Source organism: Rhizobium aouanii (genome assembly GCF_037002925.1).
GTDB lineage: Bacteria > Pseudomonadota > Alphaproteobacteria > Rhizobiales > Rhizobiaceae > Rhizobium > Rhizobium aouanii.
The window spans coordinates 179135-199065 of sequence record NZ_JBAMYD010000003.1 but is presented as its reverse complement, the minus strand read 5'-3'; the positions used below and the strand labels follow the sequence as shown (position 1 = coordinate 199065).

The window sequence follows — 19931 nt, the reverse complement described above, 5'->3', positions numbered from 1 at the left end:
CCCATGAATGCAGCGCTATCTGCCAAAATGTTGAATTTCGCCGCAATTATTGAGCGCGACACTTGACCATAGTGACATTTGCGACTGTGATAGACCCACTCGCGCCGGGAGGGTGTCGAGACAATGGGGAGGCGGCACGGATTGTCGGCACGCACTCCCCACAAGAAAAGATAAGACAACGGAAAAGGTTGGGAAAATGAAAAATAAGCTCCTGTCCGCCGCCATCGGCGCAGCAGTTTTGGCAGTTGGCGCCTCGGCCGCCTCCGCCACCACTCTGTCAGACGTCAAGGCAAAGGGTTTCGTTCAGTGCGGCGTCAATACCGGCCTTACCGGCTTTGCCGCACCTGACGCTTCCGGCAATTGGGCCGGCTTCGACGTCGACTTCTGTAAGGCCGTCGCTTCGGCCGTGTTCGGCGACCCCACCAAGGTCAAGTACACGCCGACAAATGCGAAGGAACGCTTCACCGCTCTGCAGTCCGGTGAAATCGACGTCCTCTCGCGCAACACGACCTGGACGATCAACCGCGACACCGCACTCGGCTTCAATTTCCGTCCCGTCACCTATTATGATGGCCAGGGCTTCATGGTGCGCAAGGGCCTGAACGTGAAGTCGGCTCTCGAACTCTCCGGCGCCGCAATCTGCGTGCAGTCGGGCACGACCACGGAACTGAACCTCGCCGATTATTTCAAGACGAACAATCTGCAGTACAATCCGGTCGTCTTCGAAAATCTTCCTGAGGTCAACGCGGCCTACGACGCCGGTCGTTGCGACGTTTACACGACCGACCAATCCGGTCTCTATTCGTTGCGTCTGACGCTGAAGAATCCCGACGAACACGTCATCCTTCCTGAGATCATCTCCAAGGAGCCGCTTGGCCCGGCCGTCCGTCAGGGTGATGATCAGTGGTTCGACATCGTTTCCTGGACGGCTTATGCGCTGATCAATGCCGAAGAGTTCGGCATCACCCAGGCAAATGTCGACGAGATGAAGAACTCGCCGAACCCTGATATCAAGCGCTTCCTCGGCAGCGAGACCGACACCAAGATCGGCACCGATCTCGGCCTGACCAATGATTGGGCCGCCAACGTCATCAAGGGCGTCGGCAATTATGGCGAAATCTTCGAGCGCAACATCGGTCAGGGCAGCCCGCTCAAGATCGAACGCGGCTTGAATGCTCTGTGGAACAAGGGCGGCATCCAGTACGCACCGCCGGTTCGTTAATCGAGCACTGGCATGAAATACCGGGAGGGCGGCCGAGCCGCCTTCCCGCTTCCAAAAAGTTAAAAAGAAAGCCCGAAAACGGGCACAAGGGGATTGGCGCGGTATGACGCATGAGGCTGTGGATAGGACACCTTTGCATGGCACCGGCTGGAGTTTCCGGTCGGCAATGTACGACCCGAAATACCGGAGCATATTTTACCAGGTTCTAACAATCGTTGTTCTCGTGGGATTTGTGTGGTGGGTAGCCCATAACACGGCCGTGAACCTTGCGCGCAGCAATACGGCATCGGGTTTCGGCTTTCTTAGCGGTCGCGCCGGTTTCGAAATCGGCCAGTCGCTGATCGGCTTTTCGAGTGACTCGACTTATGCGCGCGCACTTCTCGTCGGCATTCTGAATACCTTGCTGGTGGCGGTGACCGGTATCTTCACGGCGACCATCATCGGCTTCCTGATCGGGATCGGCCGGCTGTCGCGCAATTGGCTGATTGCCAAGCTCTGCACGGTCTATGTCGAGGTTTTCCGCAACATTCCGCCGCTGCTCGTCATCTTTTTCTGGTATCTCGGCGTTCTCTCCGTCTTGCCGCAGCCGCGCGAGTCGGTGGGTCTGCCGTTCAGCATGTACCTCAACAACAGAGGACTAGCCTTCCCGAAGCCGATCTTCGAGACGGGCATGATAGCGGTCGGCATCGCCCTGCTGATTGCGATTGTCGCCACCATCGTCATCGTGCGCTGGGCCCACAAACGCCAAGCCGCAACGGGCCAGCCGTTCCATACCGTATGGACGGCGATCGGACTGATCGTCGGCTTGCCATTGCTGGTCTTCGTTGTCTCAGGCTTTCCGCTCACTTTCGACGTTCCGGTTGCCGGAAAATTCAACCTCACGGGCGGCTCCGTCGTCGGCCCCGAATTCATGTCGCTGTTTCTCGCTCTGTCCTTCTATACCGCCTCGTTCATCGCCGAGATCGTTCGCGGCGGCATTCGCGGCGTTCCAAAGGGACAATCCGAAGCAGCCGGCGCGCTGGGGCTGCATCCGTCAAGCGTAACGAGACTTGTCGTGGTGCCGCAGGCGCTGCGCATCATCATCCCGCCGCTGACGAGCCAGTACCTCAACCTGACCAAGAACTCCTCACTCGCCATCGCGATCGGTTTCTCGGATCTCGTTGCCGTCGGTGGCACGATCCTCAATCAGAGCGGTCAAGCGATCGAGATCGTCTGCATCTGGGGTATCGTCTATCTCAGCTTGAGCATTCTCACGTCGCTGTTCATGAATTGGTTCAATGCCAAGATGGCACTGGTGGAGAGATAAGATGTCGGTTGCCGATAAACCCTTCGTCAGAACGTCCATCCTTGCCGCCGAACCGCCGCCGCCCGGCGAGAGGGGAGCCGTCGCCTGGATACGTCGCAATCTCCTGGCAACTCCGAAGGACGTGATCCTGACGATCCTGGCTCTTGCGCTCATCGCATGGGCCGTGCCGCAGCTCGTCAACTGGCTGTTCATCCAGGCCGTGTGGTCCGGGCCGGACCGCACATTCTGCGCGACGACGATCCAGGGCGGCATCCAGCCTGACGGCTGGAGCGGTGCATGCTGGGCCTTCATCAGCGCCAAGTACGATCAGTTTATCTTCGGCCGCTACCCGCTCGGTGAGCGTTGGCGGCCGGCGATCGTCGGGATCCTGTTCATTCTGCTGCTGGTTCCGATGCTGATCCCGTCGGCGCCGCGCAAGGGTCTGAACGCCATTCTTCTGTTCGCCGTCCTGCCGGTCATCGCCTTCTGGCTTCTTCACGGCGGCTTCGGCCTCGAAGTGGTGGAGACTCCGCTCTGGGGCGGGTTGATGGTGACGCTCGTCCTGTCCTTTGTCGGTATTGCCGTCTCCCTACCCGTCGGCATTCTGCTTGCGCTGGGACGCCGCTCGAATATGCCCGTCATCCGGATGCTTTGCGTTACCTTCATCGAGGTCATTCGAGGCGTTCCGCTGATCACCGTTCTGTTCATGGCAAGTGTCATGCTGCCGCTTTTCCTTCCCACAGGCTGGAACGTGGACAAACTGCTTCGGGCGCTGATCGGTGTGTCGATCTTCACGTCGGCCTATATGGCTGAAGTGATCCGCGGCGGCCTTCAGGCGATCCCGAAGGGACAGTTCGAAGGCGCCGATTCACTCGGCCTCGGCTATTGGCAGAAGACCCGGCTGATCATCATGCCGCAGGCCATCAAGCTGGTCATCCCGAGCATCGTGAACACCTTCATCGGGACGTTCAAGGACACGTCGCTGGTCACCATTATCGGCATGTTCGATCTGCTTGGCATCGTCAAGTTGAACTTCTCCGATTCCAACTGGGCAAGCGCCGTCACGCCGATCACGGGCCTGATCTTCGCGGGCTTCATCTTCTGGCTGTTCTGCTTCGGCATGTCGCGCTATTCAGGTTTCATGGAACGCCATCTCGATACCGGCCACAAACGATAAGAACGCTACAACGATAAGAATGAGGGAAAATAGTCATGGCTGAAGCTCCAGCGAAAAAGCTCACCGTTTCCGCAACGGAAGTGGCGGTCGAGATCGTCAACATGAACAAGTGGTACGGCGATTTCCACGTGCTGCGCGACATCAACCTGAAGGTCATGCGCGGCGAGCGCATCGTCATTGCCGGCCCGTCGGGCTCGGGCAAGTCGACGATGATCCGCTGCATCAACCGCCTGGAAGAGCATCAGAAAGGCAAAATCGTCGTCGACGGCACCGAGCTCACCAACGATCTCAAAAAGATCGACGAGGTGCGGCGCGAAGTCGGCATGGTGTTCCAGCACTTCAACCTCTTCCCGCATCTGACGATCCTCGAAAACTGCACGCTGGCGCCAATTTGGGTCCGCAAGATGCCGAAGAAGCAGGCCGAAGAAGTGGCCATGCACTTCCTGAAGCGGGTCAAGATCCCGGAGCAGGCCAACAAATATCCGGGCCAGCTCTCCGGCGGCCAGCAGCAGCGCGTGGCGATCGCCCGGTCGCTGTGCATGAACCCGAAGATCATGCTGTTCGACGAGCCGACCTCGGCGCTCGATCCCGAAATGATCAAGGAGGTGCTCGACACCATGGTGGGTCTTGCCGAGGAAGGCATGACCATGCTCTGCGTCACCCATGAAATGGGCTTTGCCCGCCAGGTGGCCAACCGGGTCATCTTCATGGACCAGGGCCAGATCGTCGAACAGAACGAACCCGCCGCCTTCTTCGATAACCCGCAGCACGAACGCACCAAGCTGTTCCTCAGCCAGATCCTGCACTAGAGCGAAGCGTCCTTTGAAAAGACCCGCCGCACCTTCCGGTTCGGCGGGTCTTTCACGTTCAGCGGGAGGCTGTCGCCTGCAGCAGACTGCAGAGACCGGCAAGACCCGAATCGGAGCCGCCTGAACCGGAGATATCGGCGCAACGGACGAGCATCTTGCGCTGCTCATTGACAGGCCTCGCCCGGAAGGCCTCCAGAGTGCGGGCCTGTGAGGGGCTGAGGGTGTTACCACGCGTAGCCGTGGCATCGCCGCCAGCTTCGTCTACCCCGCCAATGGCGAGATTGGAGATGCCATTGCCGCTGCCGACCGAGGCCGTGGCGTTGCCATCAATTCCATCGGAACCGCCGGTGCGTGCATTGAGATCGGCATTGACGCCGCGCCCGCCACCGATCCTGGCTTTGGCGTCTGCGTCGAGACCGCGGCCGCCGCCGACACTGGCATTGACATCGGCATCTATGCCCCGGCCACCGCCGGCATTGGCGGTCGCATCGGCATTGACGCCATTCGAGCCGCCAACGGAAGCATTGGCATCGGCGCTGATGCCGCTCCCACCGCCAATCGAAGCCCCGACATCGGCGCTGACGGCATTGCCTGCATTCACCGACACACCGACATCGATCGCACGCGCATCGCTTGCCGGCATGGCAAGGAGGGCGCAGGTGGATGCGAAGACTGCAAAGGAGAGTCTATTGTGGTGATGGGTCATGTTTTCCTCCGTTTCCATTCCGCCGAACGATCTGCCCGGCAGTCGAAAATCGAGGAACGCGCGTACCTTCGATCGATCGGATCGCCTGCAACTACAGGACGTCCATGGCAAGGCAACGTGAAGAGATGACGAATGTTTCACGACAGGGCGCGGCAAGTCGGTTCGGCGGCGTATAATGATGTTTCGCGGTTATTGAATTCCGAATCGACGGACCGACTGTGCCAAAAGCGGGCATGTCTGATGACAGTCGGAAGGCTGCTGAAGTATTCCCTCCGCTTGCGCCAGCAATCTTCAGCCGGCGGCGATCAATCCGATGGCAGCTGTTCCTTTTGATGGACCACAGCTGTCCTAGGCTTTTCCACCAACGATTGAACATGCTAAAAATATCTCCCTTTCCGCCTGGATATATCAAGCGGGAAGTCCATGTTTCAGCATGTTCTCATCTGATGGAACTGGAGGTTTAGAATGGGTATTTTCGACAAGATCAAAAATGCAATCTTCGGAGAGGCGAAAGCAGCCGAACCCGTTGCTGCCGGCGCGCCGAAGACAGAGCCGGCGCCAGCGCCTGCCTCACCGTCGGCAGCCCCCAGTCCGGCGCCTGCGGCCCCTGCCCCGCAGAGCAAGCCGGTCCCCACGGCCACTGCACCAGGCACAGCTACAGTCGATATCGTCCCGATCCTTGACGCGGCGGCAAAGAAGAGCGGTCAGAAACTCGATTGGCGCCGCTCGATCGTAGACCTGATGAAAGCCGTCGGGATGGATGCGAGCCTGACCGAGCGCAAGGAACTTGCCGCTGAACTCGGCTATACCGGCGACACCAACGATTCCGCAAAAATGAACATGTGGCTGCACAAGGCACTGATGAAGCGGCTTTCGGAAAACGGCGGCAAGGTACCGGCCGACCTCCTGGATTGATCGATGACGCATCGCTGCCGCTATTCTGTGGCGGCAGCGATGTGGATACCGTCTCCGGCAGATGCGGACGCCGGAACAAGGCGTCCCTTGCCCGCAGGCGCTGGAACCAATAACGTTCGGCTCGATACTTCGATAATCGATCAGGGGAGAATTAAATCCGATGAGATTGATGGCAGTCGTTGGTGTTGCAGTTAGCCTGGGCTGTATATCGGCCGCAGAATCTCCGTCAAATTATCAATCCTACAGCGGCATTCGGGTCGATACTGACCCGGTCCTCCTGGCTCGATACGACAAGGCACTCCAACGCTGCGTGCCGGAAGCAAGCTCATGGCGACGAGGCTCGCCGGACCCGCGAAGCCTGCACTACAACGCGGCTCTCAGAAATTGCCTTTATAGGCGCAGCTTCGTCGACAGGGGCGTCCACGCCTATCCTATCCCCCAGGTCTACTTCGATCATTTCCTGGATCGCTGAGAAGAGCCGCGCCCTTCAGAGGCCTGTCAAACAGAAACCCCGCCATTTTGGCGGGGCTGTCCTCAATCGCGATGCTGCTTCTCCTGCATAATTTCTTAAATCGGATCCGATTTAAGGACAAAATGATGCAGCCATCCTTTGCCTGTCTCAAAAGATGCGCGGCGCTGTCGTCAGCGTTTGCCGCCAGCTGGTGGCCGGCCCTTGCCCGCCGGGCGATTGCCGCTTCCGGACGCAGTCTTGGCGTCATTGCCCTGACCGAAGTTGGTGCCGCCGAGATGGCCACCGCCGCTGGTATTGGCAACCTGGCGCTGCGCTTTGCGCAACAGTGCCTCTGCATTGGTCTTGCTCATGAAATTCTCCTCAATGGCTGGAAAACCCAGCCGGAATGCCGACACTGACATCCGCGGTCAAAGACCGAAGGCATATCAGGCAGCGGCGATGGCGGAGGCTTGCGTCGATCAAAGGCTTGCCTGCGTTCACGACGATCCCCCTCAACCGGCATGACAATCACCCTCCGGCGGCTGCCGGACGGCGCAGAAATCGATTTTGAAAGGAAAGATCAGCTGGGACGCCAAGGGCGCAAACCAAGCTCGACAAGCAATTTCGATAGATGAATCAATATGACGGCAATGTGTTTAAAACAAGTTGCCGGCTTCCTGCCTGGAGAGGCGTTGCCGACTGCTTTTGTCGATTCATAGAGGATAATCATCCTGCAGCGCCGGTTGGAACGCTTCTTGCAGAGTTACTAATATGTTTATGATGCAAGGACCAAATGTCATGAATCGGTACACATCGCATCAGTTTCCCGCGCTGAGGATCCTCATGAGCGGCCAGGAAAAATACAGCGTCGTCAGGACACTCGGCGATGCAGCCACCATGCTCATTTCCGAATGGCCGGGCGATGATGGCGAGGAGTATGTCGTGGCGGTGAGGACATGCCTCGACGCCATCCGCGGAACGACGCCCCCGGGCGCCGCGCGGGAAGCGCTGATGAGAGCGGCGGATGAAGCCGGCATCCGCTACCTCTCCGTCGTTCACTGAGATCGCTCGAGCAGATTCCAGGGAAGAATTTGCGGAAACGCTCGAGCAGTGCAAATCCGCCGCTCGAACAGATGTGGGCACCGCGTTCCCGAGCTTTGGCGAATAACGAAACGATTGCCGAATTCGAGCCGCGCGCATCTTCCTGGCTTCGCCATTTCAAGCGCGTTTGAAGCAAGGCATTTCTGCCTTCCGATCGACCTTCGCAATTTCGCATACGGTCTTTCCCGCGTCACACGAATCGAAATAAACATCGAACGCCGATCAATGGGTAATTAAGGGAATAATATAATAATGCGCGCTGGTATCCTAACAGTATTGATTGCCATGGGATTGCTTACTGCCTGCACGCCGACGCGTCAGGACTATGATGCTCTCGTCACATTGCTGCAGGGCAGCGCGAGAGCGAGAAATGAAGCCGTCAAAGAATGCGTGAGGGGCTTCGATGGAAGGACCACTCGCAACTTCGGCCTTTTGACAAACACGTCGGATAAAGACGCTGCGCGCGTTGGCTGCAATCGATTTGTCGCAGCGCTCGCTTCCGGTCGCGCCACCTATGACGACGTCGTTGACATCAAACGCCACCGGCCCACTCCGAAGCTGATCAAAATTTTTCAAGGTCGCTAAACAGGATGCGCCGCCGGCTTGCGCTGTCAGGCTCGCAAGCCGTCCGCCCAAAGTCGTTTAAGTAGCAACGAGCCGATCTTGGTGTACCGGCATTGCGATCGGCGTTTACCTTATCGTCTTGCTGCAACTTTACGATGCTCTACGCTCTTGCTAATTGTTGCCGTCAAGGGCATGGGGGCTAGAGCATGGCAGATTGGTATTATGCGGTCGGACAGAATCAAAAGGGTCCTGTTGGCGAAGACGAACTTCGAGAACTCATCGAAAGCGGGCAGATCACAAGCGAAATCTACCTGTGGCATGAGGGAATGGACGCATGGCAACGAGCCTCCGAACATCCAGAGTTTGCGTCAGCCTTCGTTGCGCCGCCACCTTTGCCTGTCGTCCAGCTTTCTAAGCGACCACCGCCCGCTTTCGAACCGCGTGTAGGCGGAGAAGGCGTGGTCATCACGTCTCGACCATGGCCTCGTTTCTGGGCGAGGTTCATCGACAATCTCATATTTGTGCCGCTACTCGGGTTCTGTACCGTCCTCCTGGCGGTCTTGTATGCGCCGGACGTCTACTTACAGATTGTCACGATGAACACCGGCCTATTCGGTCTCCTTCTGCTACCGCTCGTCACCCTATTCCTCGCCCTGTGCATGATCACAACGGGTTATACGCCCGGCAAGGCTATCGTAGGTGTGCGCGTACCTGTTCCCGTTGACCGCAACCGCATCGGCTTCTTCCTCGGTAGAGAGTTCAAGGTGTGGGTCGCCGGCCTGGGTCTCGGCATACCCTTCGTCGCCCTCTTCACGCAAATCCACCAATACCGCCGCCTCGCGGAAGGTAAGACCGCAAGCTACGACGAAGGCAATCCTCCGGTCGTCGCCAATCCGTCGAAAATGCGGCTTGGAACGGCGATCGTGGTCGTCATGGCCCTGTTCACGGGCAACATCGTCCTGCGGGTCGAGGATCAAGAGGCCTCCAGAAACCTCGTCGGCACCCAGACATGGGTCAACCCTGTGACGAAGAAACCAGCAATCATCGGAAAGACCTGGCAGGCGAAGGAAATGACCACCAATAGCGGCCGAGCTTTCTACTTCGCCTCCAACGACCTACTCGCCGAGGCTATACTCGGTTACGAGCAGTTTCCGTCCGAAGGAATCGAGCCCGCCGCCTATGCGGATGCGATCAAGAGGGCGATCGCCTCAGACATCAGCATCACCACTGAATGGAAGCCAGTCACTGTTCAGGGGATACCCGCTCTGCGAGCCACAGGAAAGTCCGTAAACTTCAATGACGCCAACGTCGAGGTGACCATTGTCGTTGCCGGCCGTGACGCATGGAGGACACTGATGTTCGCAAGGGGTAATTCACCCGCGCAATCGGCCGAGAAGGACAAGTTTGTGCAAGCAATGTTCGGGACGGCAAACTGAGCATATCGAAATGCCGTGTTATTGCCCATAAAGCCTCGGCAAGATCTAACCTTTCCTGTGCTCATTGTGGATGTAATATCGACAATGTTCAGCGGGTGCTCCCAGCGGACGGCGCGCGTGAACACAGGCGGCTGTAACGCAGGCCGTCGCGCGGATAAAGCTGTCGATCTGCCAGAAGCGACGCCGGATCTTCCGGCGGACCGAGAGGCCAGACGTATGTGGGCGTAGAGTCCGGTAATCTTGAAGGCTGTCCAGACGTATCTGGCGCTGCGTAAGATGGTGGCGACCCCTGCAGGAATCGAACCTGCGACAACCTGCTTAGAAGGCAGGTGCTCTATCCAGCTGAGCTAAGGGGCCGTCCGGCGGTCGCGTTCAGGGAGCGCGACCGGATGCGGCATATCTGGACCAGAAATCTCAATGCGTCCAGGGCTGCGTGCGGGTATAGCGGAAATTGTCCGGATAGGCGACGACCTGGCGGACCGGATCCTTCGGCGCGATGACGCGGTATTCGATGCCGTTGCGCTGGGCGTAGGCTTCGGCGAGTTCCTGCGTTTCGAAGGTGAGCTTCACCTGCTGGCGCATATCGCCCGAGGAAGTGTAGCCCATGATCGGATCGATCTTGCGCGCCGACTCCTGATCGTATTCAAGCACCCAGAGATGGGTCTTGGCCTTGCCGGACTGCATGGCGGTCTTGGCTGGACGATAGATCTTGGCAGACATGACTGCAGCGTCTCCGACTATGCGGGCAGCGCCCGCCTTTCATGGTCTCAATCCCGTTGCCGGCCCGTTCTCGGGCCTTGGCATCATCGCTGAGGATAATGCCAAGAGATGAATTTTGCTTAGCCGCGAATCCCCGCTTTTTCAAGAAAAAAGGCGGAGTGCGACACGGCTGCCGACTCCGTTCGCATGACGGCCGACACCGCCTCCCTTTCAAATCCGGTGATTGCCGGCCGGATTTCGCAATATTTCCGCTTGTCTCACCTTGTGATCACAACCTGATTGCCGCTGCCTTCCCTCGGCACTAGTTTACGGCTCAATCGATTTCAGTGGATTTGCAGCTCATGATGAGACGTTCGGCGGAGTTCAATGCCATTGTCATAGGCGCTAGCATCACGGCGTTCTTCTACGTTGTCATCAGCTACGCCCAATATATCGGCCTGATCGCCCACGGCTAAGGTAGCCTTGTGCTGACGTACAATTGCGCCAGGCGGACCGAACTCGTGCGCCCGGCAAGCAGGCTGGCGGCCTATCAAGATTTTTCTGTCTTGCATCCACAGGTCCGGCGAGGAATCTTCGGCCAGAGCTGGATTTATGGGTTGCGACGGCGAAGTGAACCGTGTATCTCCCCTGCCATTCACGGCACGGAGTGTAGCGCAGCCTGGTAGCGCATCTGGTTTGGGACCAGAGGGTCGGGAGTTCGAATCTCTCCACTCCGACCATTCAAATATCCCGATATTGTTGAATTCCTTGACAGCCGCACCCCTGCTCGTGGTCGCGCGCCGTCACTTCGCCTTCTTCGTTGTCGTGGCGCTGACGATCCTGTCGCCGGGCTTGATTCCCAGTTTGGCGACGATGCCGGCGTTGAGTTCGACGACGTATTTCACCGGAACCATCGAATCGATGATGTCGCGCGAATAGGGCACTGCCTTTTCCTTGATGTGGCGGATCGTGCCGGTGTCGTCGGCAAAAAGCATATCAAGCGACAGGATGGTGTTTTCCATCCACATGGTGACGCGCCGCGGCTGGTCGAAATCGAAGATCATGCCGGCATCATCGGCCATCACCTTGCGAAACATCAATCCGCGGGCGCGCTGATCCGGGGTCGCGGCGATTTCGACAGTGAAATGCAATACCTTGCCCGCAGCGGTCTGGATGAGCAGCGGCTCCTTGTCGAACCGCATCTCCTCTTGAGCCAACGCCGGCAGCGCCACCATGAAAAAAAGCGCCAATATGGCGCTTCTGATAGCATCAAATAGGATTAGGCCGCGCATGTCAGTGCGACCGGCTTGCCGGGCTCGGAACGTCGGGATGGATCTCTGCGGCCATCAGGCCCTTTTCGCCGTCGCCGAAGCGGACGAGAACCACCTGGCCGGGGCGCAGCTCCGTCAGGCCGAAGCGGCGCAGCGTCTCCATATGCACGAAGATATCTTCGGTGCCCTCGCCGCGCGTCAGGAAGCCGAAGCCCTTGGTGCGGTTGAACCACTTGACCAGCGCACGCTCGAGCCCGCTCGTCGCGGTGACCTGCACATGGGTGCGCACCGGCGGCAGCTGCGAGGGATGAACCGCGGTCGACTGGTCCATCGAGAGGATCTTGAAGGCCTGATAGCCGCGCTCGCGGCGCTGGATGAGGGCGACGATGCGCGTCCCCTCGAGGATCGTCTGGTAACCGTCGCGGCGCAGGCAGGTCACGTGCAGGAGAACATCCTGCATGCCGTTGTCGGGCACGATGAAGCCAAAACCCTTGGCGACGTCGAACCACTTGACGACGCCGGTGATTTCAACAAGATCGACCGCCTCTCCTGATAGCTCGTCGAGGTCGGAGTATTCGTTCGATGAAATCCTGTCAGCCATTGTCGCCAGCCCCTCGAATACGCGTCACACTGTTACGGTTAACTGATTCTTGAAATCAAGATTAACATCTTGGTAACGGATAAGCGCAAGTCCTAGTTTTCGGTTATTCCCAGGTGCACATTTTATAAAGATGACTTGCCCGAAGCTGACCTCGGCTCGCCGAAAAAAGCTAGCCCCAATAAAGGAGTAAATAGAATGCGTTATCTTCATACAATGGTTCGCGTCAAAGACCTGGACGCCTCGCTCACCTTTTACACCACGCTGTTCGGGCTGGAGGAGATTCGCCGCCACGAAAACGAGAAGGGCCGCTTCACTCTGGTTTTCCTGGCTGCTCGCGACGATCTCGACCGTGCGCGCAGCGAAAAAGCGCCCTGCCTCGAGCTGACCTACAATTGGGACACGGAAGATTATAGCGGAGGACGCAATTTCGGCCACCTCGCTTATGAGGTCGACGATATTTACGCGACCTGCCAGAATCTGATGGACAACGGCATCACCATCAACCGGCCGCCGCGCGACGGCAACATGGCCTTCGTTCGCTCGCCCGATGGCATCTCGATCGAAATCCTGCAGAAGGGCAGCCCGCTTCCGACCACTGAGCCCTGGGCCTCGATGGGCAATACCGGCGCCTGGTAAGGGTTTTTGCCGCAAGGCTTTTGCGAGGCTTGTGGTTTTTTCGATTTCGGGTCCGGCCGGCGCCTCGGCGCTTGCCGCCATCCCACGCCGCAGGCAATCTCCTGGCGACTCGAAGCGGAAGAGAAGCGTTTGTCGCCTATTTTCCGCATCAACTGGAGACTGTCGCTTGCGTAACATGCAGATGCGGATGCCCGTGACGGGCGCTTTGCTGATCGCCACCTCGGTGCTGGCACTGTCCGGCTGTGCGTCGGACAAGAAGGCGCTCGATTCGGCGGCGGTGGTTCAGGCTGTGCCGGCAGCAGCACCGCAGCTGGCCACGGCAGCGCCTGCAAGCCCTGCCCCACGTTCGGTCTATACCGACCCCCGGCTCGTCAACGTCTCCGGCGTCCAGGGCGCGCCTCAGGTCGTGGCACAAGATCCGAATGCAGCCGCCCCGCCCGCCGGCTCGGCAATGGCGGCGCCTGCCAATATTGGCGGGCTCGTCCTGCAGTCGACCCGGATCAACGCGCAGGCGATGAGCATCTTTTCCGATCATCAGCCGGCGCCGCAGAACAACAGCACGTCCACCGTCATTCAGCCGCAGGCCTATGTGCCGGTGGAAGGTGCAGCACCTGCGCGAAGCAGCGTCTACAGCCAACCGCCCGTGCCCACACAGCCGGTGGAGCCAGTGCTGCCGCAGCAATCCTCGCAGAATAGCAGCACGCAGCTTGCGCCCGTGCAGACGGCATCGTTGGCGACGGCCAGCATTCCGACCTCGACGATGAACGCGCTCTACAGCGCGCCGAAGCAGAACCTGCTCGGCAGCCTCTCCGGCCTGCTGCACAAGGCGGCCCTGCCCGGCATGACGCGTATCGCGCCGAACGGGCTGCATCTCCAGAACGAAAAGGTCGAGGTCGGCTGCTTCAAGCCCGACCTGCTGAAAGTGATCAAGATGGTCGAAAGTTATTTCGGCCGGCCTGTTATCGTCACCTCCGGCTATCGCGACGAAGAGCACAACCGCCTCGTCGGCGGCGCTGACGAATCGATGCACAAGAGCTGCGAGGCCGCCGACATCCAGATCGACGGCGTGACGAAATGGGATATCGCCGCCTATATCCGCTCGCTTCCGGACCGCGGCGGCGTCGGCACCTACTGCCACACGGATTCGGTTCACCTCGATACCGGCAAAACCCGTGACTGGAACTGGGGCTGCGGCGGCAAGCGCACACCGATAACGACGGCAAGAGCGATCTGACACCCGCGCGATTTCAGCATTACGTTACGGCAGCTGCACCTCGTCTCGTTAAAGAAACAACCGGCAGCCTATTGATTCGGTTTCAATAATCGGCTTCTCGAACACACTCGGATTTCCTGTCATTTTTTTGAAAGAAAACCGCAATTCCGCTTGCGGGATTCAAAACGCCTGACTATAAGGGCGCCACCACGAAGGAAGCGCCCTTCGTCTATCGGTTAGGACACCAGATTTTCATTCTGGGAAGAGGGGTTCGACTCCCCTAGGGCGTACCACTTTCTCTCCATATAGAAGCCAACACTTCCGCTTGCAGAAGCCAGCGCGCACTCCTATTTTAACGAGGCTGCCTGCGCCCTTCGTCTATCGGTTAGGACGACAGATTCTCATTCTGTAAAGAGGGGTTCGACTCCCCTAGGGCGTACCATCCCGATGATAGGCCGTCGTCATTCGATCGACGTCGGCCGGCGCTATCAGTCCCGTCGAGGAGAACCCTTCTGGTTCGCGCGACGTCGCCCATTCTAGCCCGCCGGTTTGATTTTTCTCCGCTCCGCCGTAGCCTGCGCCTCGATTTTCCACAGCGGCAAATAAATCGGCGAAAACGATGATTTTTTCGCGCCTTGGCGCTTGCGGCCTTCGAAGGTGCTGACTATAAGGGCGCCACCACGAAGGAAGCGCCCTTCGTCTATCGGTTAGGACACCAGATTTTCATTCTGGGAAGAGGGGTTCGACTCCCCTAGGGCGTACCACTTTCTCTCCTTTGAGACTTCCCATCGTCAGCACTCTTGCGCGACTGCTCTATTTCGCCGGCGCAGCATCGCAGACGCGGAGCTGGATGCGGCGTGCGCCCTGGTAATGGTCGGCACCGAGCGAACCGGCGACATGCAGGCTGGCGCCGCGTGAATTGACGAGAAGATTGCCGAGCGCCGTATCGGCGGCGCGGAAGGCGATGCCGTCGAGCCGCGATCCGTCCATGGCCTCCAGCGTCACCTTCACATGTTTCTCACCGACCAGGCGGGCGTCTCGCACCCTATGCGCCGGCACGGCAAAAAGCGGCTGTGCGTGGCCGGAGCCGTAGGGGCCGGCGGCCTCCAGGCGATCGATGAGTTCGAGGGTAGCGCCGCTTGCGCCGATCGCGCCGTCGATCTTCAGCGTTTCGTTGGCGACGAGGCCGGCAACCGTTCTTGCGGCCTTCTCCGTGAAGAAGGTCCTTAGCCTGCCAAGATCGGCGCGCTCGACCGTCAGACCCGCGGCCATGGCGTGGCCGCCGCCCTTGACGAGCAGCCCCTCGTCAACCGCAGCCCGGACCATCCTGCCCATATCGAAGCCGTTGATCGAGCGGCCCGAGCCGGTGCCGCGGCCGGAGGGATCGAAGGCGATCGCGAAAGCGGGCCGTTTGAATTTCTCCTTCAGCCGCGCCGCAATCAGCCCGACGATACCGGGATGCCATTTCTCATGGGCGGTAACGATGACGGAGGCGCCCTCGCCATCGCCATATTCGGCAAGCGCCTCGGCTTCGGCCTCCTGCAGCATGATCGCCTCCATCGCCTGGCGTTCGCGGTTGAGCTCGTCCAGGCGCTGCGCGATCACATCAGCCTCGCCAGCATCGTCGAGCGTCAGCAGCCGGCTTCCGAGTGCCGCGTCGCCGATCCGCCCACCGGCATTGATGCGCGGGCCGATCAGGAAGCCGAAATGATAGGGCGTCACCGGGCCGGCGAGCCCCGCCTTGCGGAACAGTGCTGCCAGTCCGGCATTGCTCTGGTGGCGGGCAGCGACCAGACCCTTCACGACATAGGCGCGGTTGAGGCCCTTCAGCGGCACGACATCGCAGACCGTCGCAAGAGCCACGATATCCAGCCATTGCAGCAGGTCGAGCGCCAGGATGCGCTTGTTGCCGGCCGCACGCAGCAGCCGGAGCGTCGCGACTAGCACCATGAAGACGACGCCGGCCGCGCAAAGATGGCCCTGCCCCGAGAGATCGTCCTCGCGGTTCGGGTTGACCAGCGCATGGCAGGGCGGCAGCTCATGTGTCACCTGGTGGTGATCGATGACGACGATATCGATAGCACGCGCCGCAGCGGCGGCCAGCGCCTCGTGGCTGGTGGAGCCGCAATCGACGGTGACGATCAGCTCAGCACCGTTGTCGATCAACTGGTTGATCGCCGCCGGATTGGGACCGTAACCTTCGAAGACGCGGTCGGGGATATAGATGCTCGCCCTGACGCCGAAATGGCTGAGAAAGCGAAACATCAGCGCCGAGGAGGCTGCGCCGTCGACGTCGTAGTCACCGAAGATGGCCACGCTCTCGCCGCGCTCGATCGCGCGCAGGAGGCGGGTCGCGGCCTTTTCGCAGTCGGTCAGCTTATGAGGATCGGGCATCAGGCTGCGGATCGTCGGGTCGAGGAATTCGATCGCCTCGTCTACCGTCACGCCGCGCCCGGCGAGCACCCGGGCGATGAGATCCGGCAATCCATGGATCTGCGACATGGCCAGCGCGCGGTTCTGCCCGGCCTGGTCGAGCCGTGCGACCCAGCGATTGTCGAGCGCGGATTTCTCCACACCGAGAAACGCGCGCTGTACCGGGTCGACGAGATCTGCCATGCCATACTCCGCTGACTTCATCTGCTCTTTCTACAGGAGCAGCGGAGATAACATAGCGATGGATTTGCAGACACGGATTTTTACCAGAATACTGCCCAGACGATCAGGGCGATGCCGCCTAGTTGCACCAGGATGACGGAGAAGAGGGTGAGAAGAATGGCCCAGTTACGACCTTCCGGGCTTTCGTCGTCGTCATGGGCCTCATTCGAGGCCTCGTCGGACGGGTGGTCACGAACCTTGTTACGGTTCGTCTCGGGGACTTCTTTAAACACACCCGGATGATCGGGAGGTTCCTCTTCCGGGCGACCATACCCCTTCCCGGCATGGCTGTCCTTGTTCACGAAATTCTCCAAAGCCGGCGACTCCCTCTCCCGGCTTATTTATATCAATGTTTCGGTATCTGTTAATATAAGTTTTCGTGAGAGCGGCTAAACAGGCAATACAAAAACCCGCCCTGCGTGCACAGAGCGGGTCAGCCATCCGGGATTATGGCAAAAAAAGAGGTCAGCCTTCCTCTTTCGGCCGCTCGATGCGAATCACCTGCGGCTCACCGAAGAGATAACCTTCCGACTTGATCGAGACGACTGCCCTGCGCACAGATTCTTCCGTCGTCGCATGGGTGACGAGAATGATCGTCTGGTGGTGCGATGGCGCCAGATGCTGCTTGGAGCGCTGGACGATCGATTCCAGCGAGATGTTGTTTTCGGCCATGCGGGTTGCGACGCTGGCAAAGACGCCGGTGCGGTCGAGCACGGTCAGGCGGATGAAATAGCCGCCCTCGTGGCTCTGCATCTGCGCCTTGCGGTAGGGCTCCAGCGTCGTTGCCGGATGGCCGAGCACCGGAACGCGCTGGGCGCCTGGCTGGCTCTTGGCAATATCGGCGATATCGCCAAGCACCGACGAGGCCGTGGCGTTGCCGCCGGCGCCGGGGCCGACCATCAGCAGTTCGCCGAGCACGTCGGATTCGATCGCCACCGCATTGGTGACGCCGTCGACCTGGGCGATGACCGAATCGACCGGCACCATTGTGGGATGGACGCGCTGCTCGATGCCGGTATCGGTGCGCTGGGCAACGCCCAAGAGCTTGATGCGATAACCGAGCTCGGCAGCGGCGTGGATATCCTCGATCGAGATGTTGGTGATGCCTTCGAGATAGATGTCGTCGGCCGCGATCTGATTGCCGAAGGCGAGCGTCGTCAGAATGGAAAGCTTGTGGGCCGTGTCGTTGCCCTCGATATCGAAGGCCGGATCGGCCTCGGCATAACCCAGCCGCTGCGCTTCCTTGAGGCATTCGGCGAAGGAAAGCCCCTCCTTCTCCATCTTGGTCAGGATATAATTGCAGGTGCCGTTCATGATGCCGTAGATGCGCGAGACGGAATTGCCCGTCAGCGATTCACGCAGCGCCTTGATGACCGGGATGCCACCGGCGACCGCCGCCTCGAAGTTCAGCAACGACCCCTTCTCCTCGGCGATCGTCGCAAGCTCGACGCCGTGATAGGCAAGCAGCGCCTTGTTGGCTGTCACTACATGGAGACCACGTTGGAGTGCAGCGCGCACGGAGATGTTGGCCGCGCCTTCGGCGCCGCCCATCAGCTCGACGAAGACGTCGATATCGCCCTTTTCGGCAAGCTCCTCCGGCCGGTCGAACCAGCTAACAGTGGAAAGATCGATGCCGCGGTCCCTCGCCTTGTCACGTGCTGAGACCGCCGTGATGGTGATCGGACGCCCGCAGGTAACGGCAAGCTCGTTGCTCTTCTGCTGAATGATGCGGACAAGCGAGGCGCCAACGGTGCCCAAGCCCGCAATGCCGATTTTGAGGGCATCTGCCATAGATCGATCCTGAAATATCTGTGTGGCGGCAGCCGCCGGACGCGGCTGCCCGAGAGTTGGATTAGCGGTGTGCGTTCAGCGAGATGACGTTGTGCATCGTCTCGTCTGCCGTCGACATGAACTTCTTGATGTTGCGCGCAGCCTGGCGGATGCGGTGTTCGTTTTCGACAAGTGCCAGACGGACGTAGTCGTCGCCCATTTCGCCGAAGCCGATGCCCGGGGCAACGGCGACGTCGGCCTTCTCGACCAGCAGCTTGGAGAATTCCAGCGAACCGAGATGACGGAACTTTTCCGGGATCTTCGCCCAGGCGAACATCGTCGCAGCCGGCGGCGGCACGTCGAACCCGGCCTTGCCGAAGCTTTCGACCATGACGTCGCGACGGCGCTTGTAGACGTTACGGACTTCCGCAATGTCGGAACCATCGCCGTTCAGCGCATGCGTCGCCGCCACCTGGATCGGCGTGAAGGCGCCGTAGTCGAGATAGGATTTGACGCGGGTGAGCGCCGCGATCAGCCGCTCATTGCCGACCGCAAAGCCCATGCGCCAGCCGGGCATGGAGAAGGTCTTCGACATCGAGGTGAACTCGACGGTCACGTCCATTGCGCCCGGCACTTCGAGAACCGACGGCGGCGGGGCGCCGTCGAAGTAGATTTCCGAATAGGCAAGGTCGGAAAGCACGATGATGTCGTGCTTTTTCGCAAAGGCGATGACGTCCTTGTAGAAATCGAGCGTCGCGACATAGGCCGTCGGGTTCGAGGGATAATTGAGAACCAGCGCCAGCGGCTTCGGGATCGAATGCCGGACGGCGCGTTCCAACGGTTCGAAGAAGCTCTCATCCGGCTCGACCGACATGGAGCGGATCACGCCGCCCGCCATCAGGAAGCCAAAGGCGTGGATCGGATAGGTCGGGTTCGGGCAGAGGATCACGTCGCCAGGCGCGGTGATTGCCTGCGCCATGTTGGCGAAGCCTTCCTTGGAGCCCAAGGTGGCGACCACCTGGGTATCCGGGTTGAGCTTGACGCCGAAACGGCGGGCATAATAGGCGGCCTGGGCGCGGCGCAGGCCCGGAATGCCCTTGGAAGAGGAATAGCGGTGCGTGCGCGGATCCTGCACGACCTCACAAAGCTTGTCGACGATCGACTGGGGAGTGGGAAGGTCGGGGTTTCCCATGCCGAGATCGATGATATCGGCGCCGCCCGCTCGCGCGCTTGCCTTCAAACGGTTGACCTGTTCGAAAACATAAGGCGGCAAACGCCGGACTTTGTGAAACTCTTCCATCTCATTCCCCATGGAAAGGCGGCATTTCGGGCCGCAGTCGAAGTTCGTTCCGTCTCCCGGCGGCTGCGACACGAACTTCAGAATCGCAACGCCGTATTTCATCAGACCCAAGCGACGCGG

At 59.6% G+C, this 19931-nt stretch carries 20 protein-coding genes and 5 tRNA genes; 15 read left to right on the top strand and 10 right to left on the bottom strand.

Annotated features, from left to right (window positions below):
* The first annotated feature begins 196 nt into the window (after positions 1-196).
* The 4 genes from V8P77_RS06805 (at position 197) to V8P77_RS06790 (ending at position 4493) form a co-directional block, all read left to right on the top strand.
* Positions 197-1222, top strand: coding sequence for an amino acid ABC transporter substrate-binding protein (locus tag V8P77_RS06805; RefSeq protein ID WP_003539258.1), 1026 nt, complete (start codon positions 197-199; stop codon positions 1220-1222).
* Positions 1223-1325: 103 nt separating this feature from the next.
* Positions 1326-2528, top strand: a complete 1203-nt coding sequence (locus V8P77_RS06800; protein WP_335911356.1) for an amino acid ABC transporter permease — start codon at positions 1326-1328, stop codon at positions 2526-2528.
* Position 2529: 1 nt separating this feature from the next.
* Entirely contained in the window at positions 2530-3684 is a 1155-nt protein-coding gene (locus tag V8P77_RS06795; RefSeq protein WP_335911355.1) for an ABC transporter permease subunit, read from the top strand.
* Between the two features lie 35 nt (positions 3685-3719).
* A complete protein-coding gene (locus tag V8P77_RS06790) occupies positions 3720-4493 on the top strand; it encodes an amino acid ABC transporter ATP-binding protein (protein ID WP_011651798.1) in 774 nt (257 codons plus the stop codon).
* A 58-nt stretch (positions 4494-4551) separates the two neighbouring features.
* Here V8P77_RS06790 and V8P77_RS06785 read toward each other — a convergent pair whose 3' ends face one another.
* Entirely contained in the window at positions 4552-5199 is a 648-nt protein-coding gene (locus V8P77_RS06785; RefSeq protein ID WP_335911354.1) for a hypothetical protein, read from the bottom strand.
* 465 nt (positions 5200-5664) lie between these two features.
* Between V8P77_RS06785 and V8P77_RS06780 the strand changes: the two genes are divergently transcribed.
* Positions 5665-6114: a DUF3597 domain-containing protein gene (locus tag V8P77_RS06780; RefSeq protein WP_131622534.1), complete on the top strand. Its 450-nt coding sequence runs from the start codon at positions 5665-5667 to the stop codon at positions 6112-6114.
* A gap of 160 nt (positions 6115-6274) precedes the next feature.
* Positions 6275-6586 (top strand): hypothetical protein, encoded by a 312-nt coding sequence (locus tag V8P77_RS06775; RefSeq protein ID WP_335911353.1) that lies wholly within the window; start codon positions 6275-6277, stop codon positions 6584-6586.
* Positions 6587-6756: 170 nt separating this feature from the next.
* Here V8P77_RS06775 and V8P77_RS06770 read toward each other — a convergent pair whose 3' ends face one another.
* Positions 6757-6936: a hypothetical protein gene (locus V8P77_RS06770; protein WP_003539245.1), complete on the bottom strand. Its 180-nt coding sequence runs from the start codon at positions 6934-6936 to the stop codon at positions 6757-6759.
* A gap of 400 nt (positions 6937-7336) precedes the next feature.
* Here V8P77_RS06770 and V8P77_RS06765 point away from each other — a divergent pair, with 400 nt between their 5' ends.
* From V8P77_RS06765 to V8P77_RS06755, 3 genes are all read left to right on the top strand, one after another.
* Positions 7337-7627, top strand: a complete 291-nt coding sequence (locus V8P77_RS06765) for a DUF982 domain-containing protein (RefSeq protein WP_011651794.1) — start codon at positions 7337-7339, stop codon at positions 7625-7627.
* A gap of 291 nt (positions 7628-7918) precedes the next feature.
* Positions 7919-8251 carry a hypothetical protein gene (locus V8P77_RS06760; protein WP_335911352.1) on the top strand — a complete coding sequence of 111 codons (333 nt, stop codon included), beginning with the start codon at positions 7919-7921 and terminating at the stop codon, positions 8249-8251.
* 185 nt (positions 8252-8436) lie between these two features.
* On the top strand, positions 8437-9666 hold the full coding sequence (locus tag V8P77_RS06755) for an RDD family protein (RefSeq protein WP_335911351.1): 1230 nt from the start codon (positions 8437-8439) through the stop codon (positions 9664-9666).
* A gap of 280 nt (positions 9667-9946) precedes the next feature.
* On the opposite strand, the gene V8P77_RS06750 is transcribed toward V8P77_RS06755, so the two are convergent.
* Positions 9947-10023 (bottom strand) — tRNA-Arg (locus V8P77_RS06750).
* Positions 10024-10080: 57 nt separating this feature from the next.
* The gene (locus V8P77_RS06745) at positions 10081-10386 is read right to left on the bottom strand and encodes an ETC complex I subunit (RefSeq protein WP_003539138.1); all 306 of its coding nucleotides are present in this window, start codon (positions 10384-10386) and stop codon (positions 10081-10083) included.
* A 642-nt stretch (positions 10387-11028) separates the two neighbouring features.
* On the opposite strand from V8P77_RS06745, the gene V8P77_RS06740 reads away from it, so the two are divergent.
* Positions 11029-11105 (top strand) — tRNA-Pro (locus V8P77_RS06740).
* Between the two features lie 63 nt (positions 11106-11168).
* On the opposite strand, the gene V8P77_RS06735 is transcribed toward V8P77_RS06740, so the two are convergent.
* Complete coding sequence (locus V8P77_RS06735; RefSeq protein WP_335911350.1) at positions 11169-11657, bottom strand: DUF192 domain-containing protein; 489 nt, start codon at positions 11655-11657, stop codon at positions 11169-11171.
* A 1-nt stretch (position 11658) separates the two neighbouring features.
* Positions 11659-12237, bottom strand: coding sequence for a cold-shock protein (locus V8P77_RS06730; RefSeq protein WP_012757289.1), 579 nt, complete (start codon positions 12235-12237; stop codon positions 11659-11661).
* 195 nt (positions 12238-12432) lie between these two features.
* Between V8P77_RS06730 and gloA the strand changes: the two genes are divergently transcribed.
* The 5 genes from gloA (at position 12433) to V8P77_RS06705 (ending at position 14850) form a co-directional block, all read left to right on the top strand.
* A complete protein-coding gene (gene gloA, locus V8P77_RS06725) occupies positions 12433-12873 on the top strand; it encodes a lactoylglutathione lyase (RefSeq protein WP_335911349.1) in 441 nt (146 codons plus the stop codon).
* 166 nt (positions 12874-13039) lie between these two features.
* Positions 13040-14107 (top strand): YcbK family protein, encoded by a 1068-nt coding sequence (locus V8P77_RS06720; RefSeq protein WP_335911348.1) that lies wholly within the window; start codon positions 13040-13042, stop codon positions 14105-14107.
* 197 nt (positions 14108-14304) lie between these two features.
* A tRNA-Glu gene (locus V8P77_RS06715) sits at positions 14305-14379 on the top strand.
* Positions 14380-14453: 74 nt separating this feature from the next.
* Positions 14454-14528, top strand: a tRNA-Glu gene (locus V8P77_RS06710).
* Positions 14529-14775: 247 nt separating this feature from the next.
* Positions 14776-14850, top strand: a tRNA-Glu gene (locus V8P77_RS06705).
* Between the two features lie 49 nt (positions 14851-14899).
* Here the strand turns inward: V8P77_RS06705 and recJ are convergent.
* The 4 genes from recJ to V8P77_RS06685 form a co-directional block, all read right to left on the bottom strand.
* Positions 14900-16702, bottom strand: coding sequence for a single-stranded-DNA-specific exonuclease RecJ (gene recJ, locus V8P77_RS06700; protein WP_335911347.1), 1803 nt, complete (start codon positions 16700-16702; stop codon positions 14900-14902).
* Between the two features lie 80 nt (positions 16703-16782).
* Entirely contained in the window at positions 16783-17043 is a 261-nt protein-coding gene (locus tag V8P77_RS06695) for a hypothetical protein (protein WP_335911346.1), read from the bottom strand.
* Between the two features lie 163 nt (positions 17044-17206).
* Positions 17207-18532 (bottom strand): homoserine dehydrogenase, encoded by a 1326-nt coding sequence (locus tag V8P77_RS06690; protein WP_335911345.1) that lies wholly within the window; start codon positions 18530-18532, stop codon positions 17207-17209.
* Between the two features lie 61 nt (positions 18533-18593).
* Positions 18594-19811, bottom strand: a complete 1218-nt coding sequence (locus V8P77_RS06685) for an LL-diaminopimelate aminotransferase (RefSeq protein WP_131644041.1) — start codon at positions 19809-19811, stop codon at positions 18594-18596.
* Positions 19812-19931: the final 120 nt, after the last annotated feature.